Source organism: Paraburkholderia youngii (assembly GCF_013366925.1).
Classification (GTDB): Bacteria; Pseudomonadota; Gammaproteobacteria; order Burkholderiales; family Burkholderiaceae; genus Paraburkholderia; species Paraburkholderia youngii.
On the sequence record NZ_JAALDK010000001.1, the window covers coordinates 2922996 to 2939495 of the forward strand.

10 protein-coding genes are annotated in these 16500 nt (G+C 65.8%); 4 read left to right on the forward strand and 6 right to left on the reverse strand.

From position 1 onward, the window contains the following. Positions 1–68: 68 nt before the first annotated feature. The 4 genes from glgB to G5S42_RS13535 form a co-directional block, all read right to left on the reverse strand. Positions 69–2279, reverse strand: a complete 2211-nt coding sequence (glgB, locus tag G5S42_RS13520) for a 1,4-alpha-glucan branching protein GlgB (RefSeq protein WP_176107189.1) — start codon at positions 2277–2279, stop codon at positions 69–71. After that, positions 2272–5739, reverse strand: coding sequence for a maltose alpha-D-glucosyltransferase (gene treS, locus G5S42_RS13525; protein ID WP_176107190.1), 3468 nt, complete (start codon positions 5737–5739; stop codon positions 2272–2274). The genes glgB and treS overlap by 8 nt, the downstream gene beginning before the upstream one ends. Beyond that, positions 5736–9188, reverse strand: a complete 3453-nt coding sequence (locus tag G5S42_RS13530; RefSeq protein WP_176107191.1) for a maltotransferase domain-containing protein — start codon at positions 9186–9188, stop codon at positions 5736–5738. The genes treS and G5S42_RS13530 overlap by 4 nt, the downstream gene beginning before the upstream one ends. Before the next feature lie 490 nt (positions 9189–9678). Then, positions 9679–10341 carry a DUF1345 domain-containing protein gene (locus G5S42_RS13535; RefSeq protein ID WP_176107192.1) on the reverse strand — a complete coding sequence of 221 codons (663 nt, stop codon included), beginning with the start codon at positions 10339–10341 and terminating at the stop codon, positions 9679–9681. A 337-nt stretch (positions 10342–10678) separates the two neighbouring features. Here G5S42_RS13535 and G5S42_RS13540 point away from each other — a divergent pair, with 337 nt between their 5' ends. From G5S42_RS13540 to G5S42_RS13555, 4 genes are all read left to right on the forward strand, one after another. Continuing rightward, on the forward strand, positions 10679–11305 hold the full coding sequence (locus tag G5S42_RS13540) for a sugar dehydrogenase complex small subunit (protein WP_176107193.1): 627 nt from the start codon (positions 10679–10681) through the stop codon (positions 11303–11305). A gap of 80 nt (positions 11306–11385) precedes the next feature. Next, the gene (locus G5S42_RS13545; protein WP_176107194.1) at positions 11386–12987 is read left to right on the forward strand and encodes a GMC family oxidoreductase; all 1602 of its coding nucleotides are present in this window, start codon (positions 11386–11388) and stop codon (positions 12985–12987) included. A 20-nt stretch (positions 12988–13007) separates the two neighbouring features. Continuing rightward, a complete protein-coding gene (locus G5S42_RS13550) occupies positions 13008–14435 on the forward strand; it encodes a cytochrome c (protein ID WP_176107195.1) in 1428 nt (475 codons plus the stop codon). A gap of 189 nt (positions 14436–14624) precedes the next feature. Then, on the forward strand, positions 14625–15362 hold the full coding sequence (locus G5S42_RS13555) for a metallophosphoesterase (RefSeq protein WP_246391985.1): 738 nt from the start codon (positions 14625–14627) through the stop codon (positions 15360–15362). A gap of 37 nt (positions 15363–15399) precedes the next feature. Here G5S42_RS13555 and G5S42_RS13560 read toward each other — a convergent pair whose 3' ends face one another. Together G5S42_RS13560 and G5S42_RS13565 are read right to left on the reverse strand one after the other, a co-directional pair. After that, the gene (locus tag G5S42_RS13560; RefSeq protein WP_176107197.1) at positions 15400–16101 is read right to left on the reverse strand and encodes an RES family NAD+ phosphorylase; all 702 of its coding nucleotides are present in this window, start codon (positions 16099–16101) and stop codon (positions 15400–15402) included. Then, complete coding sequence (locus G5S42_RS13565; protein WP_018424156.1) at positions 16098–16460, reverse strand: MbcA/ParS/Xre antitoxin family protein; 363 nt, start codon at positions 16458–16460, stop codon at positions 16098–16100. Before G5S42_RS13565 ends, G5S42_RS13560 begins: the two co-directional genes overlap by 4 nt. Positions 16461–16500 lie beyond the last annotated feature (40 nt).

Here is a 16500-nt window from a genome sequence, read left to right on the forward strand (position 1 = left end):
GAGTCTTCATGCAACGGGGGGCGCGGCGCTTGCCTTCGCGCCGCGCGCCTGTGCTGCGGCACGTTTCCTTAGTCCGCGCGCAATACGATCGTTGCGAGTGGCGGCAAAGTCAGCGCGGCGGAATGCGGCCTGCCGTGGCTCGATAGCTGGTCGGAATGGATCAGCCCGCCGTTGCCGATGTTCGAGCCGCCGTACACGCCCGCATCGGTATTGAGCACTTCCACCCAGCGCCCGCCGCGCGGCATGCCGAGCCGATAGCCGAGTCGCGGCACCGGCGTCATGTTGCACACCACGACGAACTCCTGGCCCGCGCCGTCGGTGCGCCGATAGGCGAACACGCTGTTGGCGCTGTCGTCGCCGATCAACCATTCGAAGCCGCCCGGTTCGCTGTCGAGCAGATGAAGACCGGGCTCGTTGCGATACAGATGGTTCAGGTCGCGCACCAGCAACTGCACGCCGTGGTGGGCCGGATCGTCGAGAAGATGCCAATGCGGCGAGCCGTCATGGTCGAACTCCGCCATCTGGCCGAATTCGCCGCCCATGAACATCAGCTTCTTGCCCGGGTGCGTCCACATGAAACCGAAGTACGCGCGCAGATTCGCGAAACGCTGCCAGCGGTCGCCGGGCATCTTGCCGAGCAGCGAACCCTTGCCGTGCACCACCTCGTCGTGCGAAAGCGGCAGCACGAAACGCTCGGAATACGCGTACACCATGCCGAACGTCATGTTGTGGTGGTGATACTGGCGATACACCGGGTCTTCGTGCATGTAGTGCAGCGTGTCGTGCATCCAGCCCATGTTCCACTTGAAGTCGAAGCCGAGACCGCCATCCGCGACGCGTGCGGTCACGCCTGGCCATGCGGTCGATTCCTCGGCGACCGTGATCGCGCCGGGTGCGCCCGGCACATAGCGGACTTCATGATTCAAGCGCTTCAGGAACGCGATCGATTCGAGATTCTCGCGGCCGCCATAGATGTTCGGCACCCACTCGCCGGCCGCGCGCGAGTAGTCGCGATACAGCATCGACGCGACCGCATCCACGCGCAGGCCGTCGACGTGATAGCGCTGCAGCCACGCGAGCCCCGACGCGATCAGGAACGCGCTGACCTCGTTGCGGCCGAGGTTGTAGATCATCGTGTTCCAGTCCTGGTGATAGCCCTCGCGCGGGTCGGCATGTTCGTAGAGCGGCGTGCCGTCGAAATCGATCAGGCCATGGGCGTCGTTCGGGAAATGCGCGGGCACCCAGTCGAGAATCACGCCGAGCCCCGCTTCGTGCGCGCGATCGACGAAACGCGCGAACTGCTCGGGCTTGCCGAAGCGCGCGGACGGCGCAAACTGTCCGAGCGGCTGGTAGCCCCACGAGCCGCCGAACGGATGCTCGGCGATCGGCAGAAATTCGATGTGCGTGAAGCCCATGCTCTTCGCGTAGGGAATCAGCCGCTCGGCGAGCTCTTCCCAGACGAGACCGCGCTGGCCTTCCTCGGCGATGCGCAGCCACGACTCCGCGTGCACTTCATAGATCGCGATCGGCGTGCGCGCGGTCTGCTTGCCGGCGCGCGACTGGATCCACTCGTGATCGGTCCACGGAAACTGCTCGATCTCGTCGACGTGCGCGACGATCGACGCGGTGCCCGGCGGCTTTTCCGTCTGCATCGCGCACGGATCGGCTTTCAAAGGCAGCGGATGGCCGTCGCGCGACAGCAGCTCGTACTTGTAGCGCGTGCCGGCGCCGACGCGCGGCACGAACAGTTCCCACACACCCGCCTGATGACGCAGCCGCATCGGATGACGGCGGCCGTCCCACGCGTTGAAGTCGCCGACCACCGACACGCGCCGCGCATTCGGCGCCCACACGGCAAAACGCACGCCCGGCACGCCGTCGATGTCGACTGGCCGCGCGCCCAGACATTCGAGCACCGCGTACGGATCGCCGTGTGCGAGACGTTGGAGCGGCTCGTCGCCGAGCACCGGACCGAACGAATAGGTATCCTCCACTTCCTGCACGACGCCATGCCAGTCGATGCGCAAGCGATATGGCATCGCCGACGTGATGCGGCCCGCGAACAGGCCAGGCCGCAATTGCTCGAGCTCGCCGAGCGTCGCGCCATCGGCGCGCGAAATCACGGTGACGTGCGCGGCATTCGGCAGCAGCGCGCGCACGATCGGACCCGCGTCTGTCTGATGCAGCCCCAGCTGCGAAAACGGATCGGGGTGGCGCGCTTCGACGAGCGCGTCGATATCGACGGGTTGAAGGCCTGCGGCCGGATCATGCTCACTCATAGTCGCCCTCGGCCGGGTTGGGCGGCGTGGCGGAGCCGGACACCCGGGTTGATGGATCGTAATGCGGCGGTGCGCCGGTGTCGCCGAGCAGACGGCTCGTGAGCGCCGCGAGGCCGCGCACCGGTAAGCCGAGCCACGTCGGCCGGTTGGCCGCCTCGTAGCGAATCTCGTACGCGGCCTTCTCGATCAGGAACAGATCGAGCAGCGCCTCTTCGGATTCGGGCGCGACGAGCGCTTCCGACGACTGAGCGGCGGCCGCGCGGTATTCAGCGAGGAACGCCGTGGTCGCGTGGGAGCGGAAGCGCTCGAACAGAGCACGCTTGCGATCGGCGGTCTGTTGCGGCGCGCTTTCGGTGGTCGATTGCGCGGCCGCGCTCGCATACGACAGCGAGCGCATCAGACCGGCGACGTCACGCAACGGGCTCGATTTCTGGCGACGCTCCTCGAGCGAACGCGCGGGCTCGCCCTCGAAGTCGATCAGATACGCGTCGCCGTGCGCGACCAATACCTGACCGAGATGGAAGTCGCCGTGGATGCGGATGCGCAACGCGCCCGCGTCGCCCGGCACGAGATTGTCGACCGCCTTGACCAGCGCGGCGCGCCGATCGATCAGACTTTGCGCGAGCCCCTTCGTGTCCGCGTCGCTCATCTCCGCGATGCGCGGCGCGAGCAGATCGAGCGCGCTCGCGAGCATCCTCTGCGTCGCGTCGACCCATGCTTTCACCTGTTCGGCGTTGGCATGTTCCGGCGCGAACGCGGGGTCGTCGCTCGGCGTCGCGAGCGCGACGTGCAGCTCGCCGAGCCTTCGGCCGATGATGCCCGCGAGTTCGCCGTAGCCGTCCAGCAAGATCGACTCGTTCGTGCGGTCGGGGGCGGTCTGCGTTTCGGTGTCGACCGCGATCGCGAGTTCGTCGACCGAGCGGCGCAGATAATCGAGCGACCAGTTCCACGCATCGCCCTGATTGTCGATAAAGCCCTGCAGGATCGCGAGCGTATGCGGCACGCCCTCGGGATCGACGCGCACCACTTCGCCATACAGCGGCGCGGTGTTCGCATAACCGAGCTGCGTCAGATAGCGGCTGATTTCCGCTTCCGGATGGATGCCGCTGACGAGCCGCCGCACCAGCTTCAGCACCGCGGCATCGGCGATGATGAGCGAGCTGTTGCTCTGCTCGGCCGCAAGCCAGCGAATCTCGGGCCGCTCGCCGAGATTGTCGAGTTCGGTGAAGCGCTCGGTCGGCAGGAACTTGATTTCGCTCTTCTGCACGGTCGGCACGACCGCGTGTTCGCGCATCTTGCGCAGCACGTTGTGCGCGAAGATCGGCAGCGAGAACGCGTCGGTCAGATGGCCGACGTTGCGGCCGCGCCGCACGCGCGCCAACGCGAGTTGCAGGAACAGCGGCGTGGTGGTTTCGCCGCCCCACGTGATCGCGATCGGCACCACGTAGCGCTCGGTGTGATCGCCGACGTCCGCTTCGATTTCAGTGAATGCGAAGCCGCCGTTCGGAATCGTGGTCAGAGCGGCGAGCCGCACCGCATGCATCTTCTGATCCTTCGACGCGAACCAGCGGCGCCGGCTCAGCCACGACGGCAGCACTTCGGATTCGAGCAGCCGCACGTTTTCGGGTGTCGGCCCGGTCTGCCCCTCGCGGATCACGATCGTGACGAACTCGGGCAGCGGCTCGGAATGCGCCTGCGCCCACGTCGGACGCCCACCGCCTTCGCACAGCATGAACCACAGGAAGCCGTACGGCGGGAACGTCAGCAGATAGGTCAGCTGACCGATCGCGGGGAACACCGAATCGGCGGTCATCTCGATCGGCACGAAGCCGTTGAATTCGGACAGGTCGAGCTCGACCGCCTGCGGCGCGCGCGACAGATTCGCGACGCACAGGATCGGCGCCTCGCCGGGCATCTCGCGCAGATACGCGAGAATCTTGCGGTTTTCCGGCTTCAGAAAGCGGATCGTGCCGCGCCCGAAGGTCTGCTTCGCGCGCCGCGTCGCCAGCATGCGGCGCGTCCAGTTCAATAGCGAGTGCGGGTCGCGGCTCTGCGCTTCGACGTTGACAGCGTCGAAGCCGTACAGCGTACCCATCACGGGCGGCAGCACCAGTTGCTCGGGGTCGGCGCGCGAGAAACCGCCGTTGCGATCCGACGACCACTGCATCGGCGTGCGCACGCCGTCGCGGTCGCCGAGGTGGATGTTGTCGCCCATGCCGAGTTCGTCGCCGTAGTAGATGACGGGGGTACCGGGCATCGACAGCAGCAGCGAGTTGATCAGCTCGATGCGGCGGCGGTCGCGCTCCATCAGCGGCGCGAGACGGCGGCGAATGCCGAGATTCAAACGTGCGCGGCGATCGCTCGCATAGGTGTTCCAAAGATAGTCGCGCTCGGAATCGGTGACCATTTCGAGCGTCAGCTCGTCGTGATTGCGCAGGAAGATCGCCCACTGGTTCGAATCGGGGAGGTCCGGCGTCTGCTTCATGATGTCGGTGATCGGGAAGCGGTCCTCGCTCGCGATCGACATATAGATGCGCGGCATCAGCGGGAAGTGGAACGCCATATGGCATTCGTCTTCGTTGCCGAAGTACTCCTTCACGTCCTCGGGCCACTGGTTCGCCTCGGCGAGCAGCATCCGGTTCGGATACTCGGCGTCGATGGTCGCGCGAATCCGCTTCAGGATCTCGTGCGTTTCCGGCAGGTTCTCGTTGTTGGTGCCTTCACGCTCGACCAGGTACGGCACCGCATCGAGCCTTAGCCCATCGATGCCCATGTCGAGCCAGAAGCGCATCACCTGCAGCACCTCTCTCATCACCGCCGGATTGTCGAAGTTCAGATCGGGCTGGTGCGAGTAGAAGCGGTGCCAATAGTACGCGCCCGCAACCGGATCGTGCGTCCAGTTCGACGGTTCCGAGTCGATGAAGATGATGCGCGTCTCCGCGTACTTCTGATCGGTATCGGACCACACGTAGTAGTTGCGATAGTTCGAGCCGGCCTTCGCGCGCCGTGCGCGCTGGAACCACGGATGCTGATCCGACGTGTGATTGATGACGAGCTCGGTGATCACGCGGATGCCGCGCGCGTGCGCTTCCTGGATGAAGCGCCGCACGTCCGCGAGCTGACCGTAGTCGGGATGCACGTTGCGGTAGTCGGCGATGTCGTAGCCGTCGTCACGGCGTGGCGACGGATAGAACGGCAGCAGCCAGATCGCGTTGACGCCGAGCTCGGCGATATAGTCGAGCTTGGCGATCAGGCCGGGGAAATCGCCGACGCCGTCGTTGTTCGCGTCGAAAAACGACTTGATGTGCACCTGGTAGATGATCGCGTCCTTGTACCACAGCGGATCGTCGCTGAGCGCCGCGGGTTTGCCGCGCCGGCGCGTGCGTACCTTCGCCGCGGTGCCGACGGCCGCGGCCGTTTGCGCCTCGTGCGTGGATTGGGCTGGATCGTCGCGCTTCATGTTCCACCTTCCATCCAGGTTGGGGTGACAGCGTCTGCGTGAAGAGTGCTGTCGTGTTCGTGGTCGCTGTCCTCCGGGCGATCCGCGGGCAGGCCGCCTAGCGGCGCGATGCGCCAGATCGAGAACGGTTGGCCCGAGCCGAGCCGCACGTGCTGCCAGCGTCCGTGCCATTCGAAGCGTGCGCCGGTCATCTGGTCGATCACTTCGAGCGCGGCGTGGTCGTGCAGATGCCAGCGCTGGAACGTGTCCCACGACAACTCGATGTCCGCGCCCTGCTCGTTGAACGGATCGAGATTGATCGCGACGACGATCACGTTGTCGCGCGACTCGGTCGCTTTCTCGAAGAACAGGATGTGATCGTTGTGCGCGGAGAGGAACGTGAGACCGAGATGCGTTTGCAGCGCCGGATTCGCGCGCCGGATGCGATTCAGTGCGGTGATCTCGCCGACGATATTGCCGGGCCGGTGCCAGTCCCACGCGCGCAACTGATACTTTTCGGAGTCCAGGTACTCTTCGCTGTTCGGCAGCGCGGTGGCCTCGCACAGTTCGAAGCCGCTATACACGCCCCACAGACCGGCGAGTGTCGCGGCCAGCGCCGCGCGGATCAGAAAGCCCGTGCGTCCCTGCGATTGCAGGTGGCGCGGGTTGATGTCCGGCGTATTGACGAAGAAGTTCGGCCGGTAGAAATCGCGCGCGCCGGTCTGCGTGAGCTCAACCATGTACTCGGTGAAGTCGCGCTTCGACTCGCGCCACGTGAAGTACGTGTACGACTGCGAGAAGCCGATCTTGCCGAGCCGGTTCATCATGCGCGGCCGCGTGAACGCTTCCGCGAGGAAAATGACATCAGGGTGGCGCGCGCGCACGTCGGCGATCATCCATTCCCAGAACGGCAGCGGTTTGGTGTGCGGATTGTCGACGCGGAAAATGCGCACACCCGCGTCGACCCAGAACAGGATCACGTCGCGCAACGCGAGCCACAGGTCGGGCTTCGCATCGCGCGCGTAGAAGTCCGGGTTGACGATGTCCTGATACTTCTTCGGCGGATTCTCGGCGTAGCGCAGCGTGCCGTCGGGGCGCCACGCGAACCACGTCGGATGCTCCTTCAGCCACGGGTGATCGGGCGAGCACTGGATCGCGAAGTCGAGCGCGATTTCGAGGCCGTGCGCATGCGCGGCGGCGAGCATCGCCTTGAAATCGTCGAGTGTGCCGAGCTGCGGATGCACGGCGGTGTGGCCGCCTTCTGCCGCGCCGATCGCATACGGACTGCCCACGTCGCCCGGCTGCGCGGTCAGCGTGTTGTTGCGGCCCTTGCGGTTCGCGAGGCCGATCGGATGAATCGGCGGGAAGTACAGCACGTCGAAGCCCATGTCGCGGATGCGCGGCAGTTTCGCGGTGACGTCCGCGAACGTGCCGTGGCGCGATTCGTCGTCGCTCATCGAGCGCGGGAAGATTTCGTACCAGCTCGCGAAATAGGCGGCGGTGCGTTCCGCGTCGATCTTGTAGGTCACCTGATCGCGGCTGAGAAACGGCCGGTGGCGCGCGGCGGTCATCGCTGTCGCTGTGGCGGGCGCGAGAATCAGCGCGAGCTTCTGTTCGGCGTCGGCCTTCTGGAAGTCGCGCACGATGTGTTCGAGCGATTCCTTGTCGGCGCCTTCGGCCGTCTCGACTTCGGCGAGCACGAGCGCGAACAGATGCGCGGCTTCGTCGAGTTCGATCTCGACGGTCTGGTTCGCCTTCAGCTTCTTCTGGATGTGCTCGACGAGCGACGCGAAGTCGTCGCGCCACGCAATCACGGTGAATTCGTAGCGGCCGATCCGTTCGAGCGGAATGCGCGCGCTCCACAAGTCGAGACCGGCCGGCGGCGCGGGTGCCATCAGCTCTTCGTGCCACGCGGTTTCGTCGGCCGCGCGCCACAGCACGGCGGCCGCGATCTTGTCGTGACCTTCGGCGAAGATCGCCGCGCGAATCTCCGCGCGCTCGCCGACGCTGCGCTTGGCCGCGAAGCGGCCGTTTTCGACCGAAGGCGACACGCTCTCGATCGCGACGCGCGGCGCCTCGATCGCGTCGAGCACGGTCTTGTGGCCGCTGCGCTTGCTGTTCGACTTGTCGATGGGCGGCGCGAGGTAGATCGGCTGTTCCGCGAACGCGCGCAGCAGCCGCACCGCGCCGGGCGCAAGCGCGAACGGCGCGAGGGCCGCGGGTTCGTTTCGGCCGCGTGCATCGAGCGGCACGAAGCGCGTAAAGCTGCCCGGCACGCCCGCGAGGAAGCGCGCGGGATCGACCCGCACTGGCGCGCCGAGTTCGGGATTCACGGCGATCAGGAGTGCTTCGCTGGCGTCGCGCAGATCGGCCGCGTCGGCGCGCAGCAGAACCGCGGCCGATGCCCCGGGTCCGCTCAATTGGCGCAATTCACCGTTGGCGTGCAGCGTCGGCGTATTGCGCGCGAAGTCGTTCGCCTGGGTGACGGCGGCGCTCAGATCGAAGCGGCGCGACTGCACGGCGCGCGCGAACTGCGCGGCGTCGCCGCGCGTTTGCGACATCGGTTCGGCGATGCCGTATTCGAAGCCCATCGGCATCATCCAGCCGCTGCCCACTGCAACCGACGTGAACAGCGCGCGTCGATACGCCCGCTCGACGATCGCCGCATCGTGCACGTCGCTCAATTCGGCGGCGAGGCGCGTGCCGTACGGCGCCTCGGGAAAGGCGATCGGCGCGCCGACGCGCGCGAGCGCCGCATGCTCCTCGGCCATCCAGCTCGAACGGAAGTCCCACCAGCGCACCGACGAAAACGCGCTGTCGAAGCCGGCTGCCTCGAGCCCGGGCAGATCGCCGCGCGACAGGCCCGGCGTGGCCGCGAGAAAGCGCACGTGCGGATGCTTCGCACGCACTTCATCGCCGAGATGCCGCCATACGGCAGCCGGCACGCGATGCGGCGAATCGAAACTGAAGCCGCCGACCCCCGCCTCGGCGAGCGCGAGCAGTTGCTGGGTCCACCAGACGCACAGCGAGGCACTCGTCGCAGGGTCGTCGAAATTCGCGTAGGCGACGTTGTCTTCGCGATGCACGTGGCGCGGATCGAGCCGCGCGAGCTCGGACTCGCGCGCGTGAAACCAGTCCGAATGTTCGCTGTACAGCACGCCGTCGGCGGCCACGCGGTCGATCACCAGATCGATCAGCAGCGTCAGATTATTGCGGCGCGCGGCATCGGCGAGCATGCGCACGGCGTCGGGCACCGAATGCTGTGCCTCGAACACCGGATGCAGCCGCGCGTGATTGCCAACCACCTGAGCGTGGCCCGCCTGGCCAGGCTCGAACAGCCCGGCGATCAACGCGTGATCGAAGCCGAGCCCGGCCGCGTGAGCGAACTGCGCGGGCCAGGCATCGAGGGGCCCGACGAGAAGAGAGTGAAAAAAGTAAATCCGCGGCGCGTACCCGTTTGGAGGTTCCATCGGTCGTTTCCAGAGTTGTCCTGCTGCGGTGTGGATGCAGTTGGCATGCGATCACAGCGCTCATTGGGCTTCCCGAGCCGGATACCGCGCGATGCGTCAGCGGGGGCACGTACTGGTCAATGTAGTGCAAAGATCGTCACCCCGCTGGCCAGTCGCGGGTGCTTTCGCGCCAGACGCCGGTCCGGTGGGACTGGTCGTCACTCGTCGCGGAAAGGGAGCAAACCATGTGCCAACGCGGCGGCCCGCTAGCGGGAAAAGGGGGAGGTTACGTTGAGATGGCGGGTGCCGAAGGTGCGCGCCCGCACGGAGCGCGTGCGATTAAGCGGGCATTGTTACGCACGCCGCGGGTGGCGCGGCATGTAAAACGGGACGACGTGGGTCGGATTTACACGGACGGCCGCGCGCAGCCACGGTGACGCTCACGTGGCAGCCATGTGGCACGCACGTGGCATTCGCATGAAATTCATCCGGGCGCCGAGCAATGGCCGAGTCACGAACCCAGCAGCCCCGCCGCGATGTTCACGCACAAGCCGAGCACCGCGACGTTGAAGTAGAACGACAGGACCGATTGCGCGAGTGTCGCGCGACGAATTTCGCGCGAACGCAGCACCACGTCGGAGGTCTGCGACGCGACCGCGATCGTGAACGAGTAGTACAGGAAGTCCCAGTAGTTCGGCAATAAATGATGATCGGGAAACTTCAGCGCGGTCTCTTTCGCGTCGGTGCCGTAGTAGAGGCGCGCGTAGTGCAGCGTGAAGATGGTCGGAATCAGAAACCATGCGCCGATCAGCGTCAGACCGGTCAGCAGGTAGTGCCAGAAGGTCGTTGCGCCGCCCGCGCCCTTGGCCGACGCGAGTTCTAGCACGATCGCGGCGATGCTTGCGATCGTCGCGACGCAGATCACGACCAGCACGACGCCCGCGTTTTCGTCGTCGCGTATCGCGCGTTCGCGCACGCGGTGCTCGTCGGCGAGAGCCATGTGCACCCAGATCATCAGCAGGTAGCTCCAGATGGCCGCGTCCCAGCCGATCAGTGCGCGCGCCATCGGACTCGTATGATCGGGCACGAGGAACGCGACGACGATCCCGATCGCGAGGCCGATCACCGTGCGGGGCCGATTGCGAAGAACTTGCGGATAGTAGTTGATGGACATGAGTCGAGATGTACGACGAAGTGTAGGGCAGTCGGTGTCGCTGATTCTACGCGTGCAACGAGGACCGATTGTCGAATGGTGGGTCACAGGCTATAGTCTTTCGCAGCGGCCTTGCGCGCCGCTTTCAGTTGAAAGGCGATTGGCAGAAAACGGCCGCAATCGTTGCGCTCATGCATACGGCGCCACACATGCGGCGCGCGTGAATCGCGCGCACGGATTCGAGACCGCTGAAGCGGCGTCAGACCAGGTTTGGGGAAGAGCAAACGAAGCGGCACGCGAACGGCATCATGCCTTTCCCGTGCAGCTCGTCGAGAACGACTCATCATCTGGAGCCCCCATGACAGATGTTCCTGAGGATAACGATGCGCGTCCCCACATGACGCATCGGCAAGGAGCGAAGTCCTATCGCAGTGCCACGCGTTTCACCGGTTTGTCCCCGTCGTTTTCCGCTTCGCGCAGGGCCTGGGTGCTCGGTTCGTGCGCGGCGGCCGCGGCGCTCGCGTTCGCCGGCGCGAGCCGTTCGCTGTCGTGGATCGCGCCCGTGTTCGCCGCTACGCCGCCAGCCGGCGGCGGACTCGATGCCTTCCTCGCGCTTTCGCGACACCTCACCGCCCGTAGCAGTTTCGACACCGTGCTCGGCCAGCGTGTCTACGAGGCGCTGTCGCGTGCCGATAACCAGTTCGCGCAGAACGTCGCCGCGCTGAACACCTGGCTGCAAGGCCACGGCGGCGTGCCGTCCGATACCATCACGCAGGCACTGCAAACCGACCAGCCCGCGCTCGCAAAAGCGGTCGGCGCGATCATGCGCGCGTGGTATCTCGGACTCGTCGGCGACATGCCGCACGTCCAGGTGATCGCCTATGAAAAGGCGCTGATGTTCGCGCCTGTGCAAGACGTGCTCACGATTCCCTCCTATTGCCGCGACGTGCCGTTCTACTGGACGCAGAAGCCGCTGCACGGGTGAGCCGCGCGGGCTCGCCAGCGGGCCACGCCAGCAGCGCACGAACCAAGCCCGCAACAGGCAGAGCACCGGAGAGAGAAACGATGGCAAACACACAATCCGCCGATATCGTCGTGGTCGGCTCGGGCGTCGCCGGCAGTCTGGTTGCGCATCAGCTGGCACTGGCGGGCGCGTCGGTGATCCTGCTCGAAGCCGGGCCGCGCATTGCGCGCTGGCAGATCGTCGAGAACTTCCGCAATTCGCCGGCCAAGTCCGACTTCGCGACGCCGTATCCGTCGACGCCTTACGCGCCGCATCCCGAATACGCGCCCGCGAACAACTACCTGATCCAGAAGGGCGATTATCCGTACAACTCACAATACGTGCGGCTCGTCGGCGGCACGACGTGGCACTGGGCGGCCGCCGCGTGGCGGCTGCTGCCGTCGGACTTCCAGTTGCACAAGCTGTATGGCGTCGGGCGCGACTGGCCGTACCCGTACGAAGCGCTCGAGCCGTGGTACGTGGCCGCCGAAGTGCAGCTCGGCGTGTCCGGTCCGGATAGTTCGATCGATCTCGGTTCGCCGCGCTCGAAGCCCTATCCGATGCAGCAGTTGCCGCTGTCGTACATGGATCAGCGTTTCAGCGACGTGCTCAACGCGCAGGGCTTCAAGGTCGTGCCCGAACCGGTTGCGCGCAACAGCCGGCCGTACGATGCGCGGCCGACCTGCTGCGGCAACAACAACTGCATGCCGATCTGCCCGATCGCCGCGATGTACAACGGCGTGATCCATGCGGAGAAGGCCGAGCAGGCCGGTGCGAAGCTGATTCCCGAAGCGGTCGTGTATCGCATCGAAGCGGACGACAAAGGGCTCATCACCGCGGTCCACTACAAGGACCCGAACGGCAATAGCACACGCGTCACCGGCAAGCTGTTCGTGCTCGCGGCGAACGGCATCGAAACGCCGAAGCTGATGCTGATGTCGACCTCGGAAAAATTCCCGCACGGCGTCGGCAACAGCTCCGATCAGGTCGGCCGCAACCTGATGGATCATCCGGGCACCGGCGTCACGTTTCTCGCCAACGAACCGCTGTGGCCCGGCCGCGGCCCGATGGAGATGACCTCGATCGTCAACTTCCGCGACGGCGCGTTCCGCTCCGACTACGCGTCGAAGAAGCTGCATCTGTCGAACGGCGTGCCGACCATGGGCGTTACCGCCGATCTGCTGAAAAAAGGCCTGACCGGCGCCGAGCTCGACCGGCAGATTCGCGACCGCGCGGCACGCACGCTGAGCATCAACAGCTTTCACGAACATCTGCCGGAGCCGCAGAACCGCATCGTGCCGTCGGCGGATCACAAGGACGCGCTCGGCATTGCGCAGCCCGAGATCTACTACTCGATCAACGACTACGTGAAGAAGAGCGCCGCCGATACGCACGAACAGTATGCGAAGATCGCGGCGCTATTCGGCGGCACCGAAGTCTCGTTCGACGACAGCTTCGCGCCGAACAATCACATCATGGGCACGACGATCATGGGCAGCGATGCGGCGAGTTCGGTCGTCGACCCGGACTGCCGCACGCACGATCATTCGAACCTGTTCATCGCCAGCAGCGGCGTGATGCCTACCGCCGCGTCGGTGAACTGCACGCTGACGATCGCGGCTTTGTCGCTGAAGCTGGCCGACAAGCTGAAGCGCGAAATTTGAGCGCTGACCGGAGAGCCACAATGCTGAAGAACACCTCTCGCGTGCAGCCGGATTCTGCGCGGATGCAGGGCACCCGCCGCCGCTTCGGCGGCGCGGCGCTCGCGGCCGCGTTTTCGCTGTTCGCGCTGTCGATTGCGTGGCACGAGTCGCACGGCCCGGACGCAGTTTCGAGCGACGAAATGCCTATCACCCAGGCTCGCGCCGACGACGCGGCGCAGGCGTCGGACGGCGGCTCGGCCACGCTCCACGGCAGCGCCGCGAATGGCGAACTCGTGAAGCGCGGCCAATACCTGACCCGTGCCGCCGATTGCGCGGCCTGTCATACGGCCGACAAGTCGCGCCCATTCGCGGGCGGCCTGCCGATCGGCACACCGTTCGGCACGATCGTGACGCCCAACATCACGCCCGATCCCGACACCGGCATCGGCCGATGGAGCGACGCCGATTTCATGCGCGCGATGCACGAAGGCATCGGCAAGGGCGGCGAGCGGCTCTATCCGGCGTTTCCGTACACGGCCTACACGCGCGTGACCAATGAGGACGTGCTCGCGATCCGCGCTTATCTGAACACGCTCACGCCGATTCACTACACGCCGCCCGCGAACAGCCTCAAGTTCCCGTTCAATCAGCGCTGGCTGATGGTGTTCTGGAACATGTTCAACTTCACCGAAGGGCGCTTCGTGCCGGACCCGAAGCAGAGCGCTGAATGGAACCGAGGCGCGTATCTGGTCGAAGGGCTCGCGCATTGCGAGGAATGCCATACGCCGCGCAATTTCATGCAGGGGCTGCAGTCCAGCGCGCGTTTCTCCGGTGCGGTGCAGGCCGGCTGGCATGCGTTCAATATCACGCCGGACAAGCTGAGCGGCGTCGGCAACTGGCGCGACGACGAACTCACGTCGTATCTGTCGACCGGCGCGGCGCCGGGCCGCGCGAACGCGGCCGGACCGATGGGCGAAGTGGTCGCGAACAGCACGCAGTATCTGACGCCGGTGGATCTGCGCTCGATCGTCGCATTCTTGCGCTCGGTGCCGGCCGTGAGCGGCGGTGACGCGCGTCCTCGTCATCAATGGGGCAATCCCGCCAACGATGTCGCTGCGCTGCGCGGCACCGCGATCACCGGCGTGAACGGCGCGCAGCTGTTCGTCGCCAATTGCGCGACCTGCCATAACTGGACCGGGCAGGGCGTGGGCGCGAGCGCGCCGGGCGCGTATCCGTCGCTGATCCACAACTCGACGGTCGGCGCGAACGACGCGAACAATCTCGCGTTGGTGATTCTGCACGGCGTGAACCGCACCACCACGCACGCGGACGTGCTGATGCCCGGGTTCGGCGGCCATCTCGACGACGAGCAGATCGCGGCGATCACCAACTACGTGACGAAACAGTTCGGCAATCCGCAGGCGACGATCACGACCAGCCAGGTGGCGAAGCTGCGCACGCTGCAATAGCAGGCGAGGCGACTCGGGCGCCGCGGCAGGAGTGACTCGCGAAAATATGCAATTCCGGTAACGCATACCGCGAATGTGTCGTTTCAGCGTCGTTTTTGCGTCGTTCGATGTCTTTCTTGCTCGATGACGCGTGCGGATACGATAGGCACCCCGCATACGCGGGCGCGTCGGCGGCATTATCATGATGAGATGAATGCCACTCCCGCCACCTTCGTTCAACATCACGACGCCAACGAGGCCGGCCGCGATTTCGTGGTCGGCGATCTGCACGGTTGCGTCGATGCGTTGCGCTACCTGCTGCGTCAGATCGCGTTCGATCCGACGTGCGACCGGTTGTTTTCGGTCGGCGACCTGGTCGATCGGGGCGAGCACTCGGAGCAGGCGCTCGCGCTGCTCGCGAAGCCGTGGTTCTATGCGGTGCTCGGCAATCACGAAGACGCGCTGTGCGCGGTCGCCGACGGCCGCTTGCGGCGGCAGTGGTGGTACGGCATCGGCGGCGCGTGGGCGGCCGACGTGCCCGACGAACGTCTGCGTTACTACGCCGAGCATCTGCGCACGCTGCCGCTCGTGCGCGTGATCGGCAGCGGCAAGACGCGCTTCAACGTTCTGCACGCCGAATTTTTCGGCTCGGATGCCGATCTCGACGCGGGCAACTATTCGGCCGAAACGCGCCAGCAATTGCTGTGGGGTCGCGAGCTCGCGCTCGGTCACGGCGATCCGCTGCGGCAGCGCGGGCTGTCGCTGACCTATTGCGGCCATACGCCGGTACGCGACATCACGCAGATCGGCTCGCAGGTGTTCATCGATACCGGCGCGTTCGGGCCGGACGGCACGCTGACGATCGTGCAGCCGCAGGCGCTGCGTCGCTGGTCGATCTCGGTCGAGGCCGCTCGCGCGGAAGGCGCGGCGGAACTGGCCTTGCCTTGAGCGGCTGAAGTCGCCCCGCGGCTGCGCCGCTCCTCTGTCACCCGACCTGGTTCAACTCGAACACCATATCCACGCTCGTGCCGTTCCAGTTGTATTCGAGGTATGCCGCGTGATGGCAGTCGCGCAGCAGCGTCGTGCGGAACGCCGCGAGGCATTCGCCGGCGCTGTCGCGCACCGACGGATAGACGATGCCCGGCGCGCCCGCCTCGCGCACCGCGCGCCCGAGCGCCTGGCCGGCAACGTAGTCGTCGGGCGATAGCACGGCTTCATCGAGCTCGGGGTCGCGACGCAAGTCGACCACGCCGCCTTGCGCGACTACCGTGTAAAGACGCATCTGCTGACGCATCGGCGGCTCGGCGGTCGCTTTGAGGAACTGACCGGTGTGATAGCGCGTTTCGGCGATCGCCGTCTCGCGTGAACGCGCACAGTAGAACACCCCATACGTGCCGTCGGAAAAGCGGCTGCCAAGCGGATTCAGATGCGTAAGCGCGGCCATGATCGGCCCGTAGCCCGGCCCGAAGCGGCGCTCCTCGCGCGGCACGAGATCGAGTTCGCCGATTTCGGTGCGCAGTCGGTCGTTGGTCATCGCTTCGAGCGCGTACAGCGCTTCGAAATCTTCCGGCGACGCGACGCGGTCAAACAGGTTGATGGCCGGAAAGCGCGTCGGAATCACGCGATACGCGGGCGTCCAGTCGAGCGCGGCGCTGGTCCAGCGGTCCTGCCATTGCGGTTTTGTCACGCCCAGCCGCCTCGCATTGCGTCGAGATACTGGCGCACGGCCACGAGATCGCTGATGTTGCCCGCCAGCATGCGGTCCAGCGCGCGTTTGCCGCCGAACGGCGGCGCGCTGTTGGGGCGTTTGACCCAGGTGTCGGCGGCGCTCGGCTGCGGCAGCAGAATCTGCAGCGCCTTGTAGATGCCAAGCAGCAGCGATAGTCGCTCCAGCGTGTCGTGGCTGAGGCGCGCGGTCTCGGGCGTCGCCCGCCACTTGAAGAACGTCGAGCGGCCCGGCTTGCCGAGCAGCACGATCTGCTCGTCGGCGCTCAGGTCCCAGTCGCGCGCGATGTTGAAGAACGCACGCAGACCCGCCGCGGACATCTGCGTCAGCGTGGGTTCGGAAAGCGATCGTCGCGGCGAT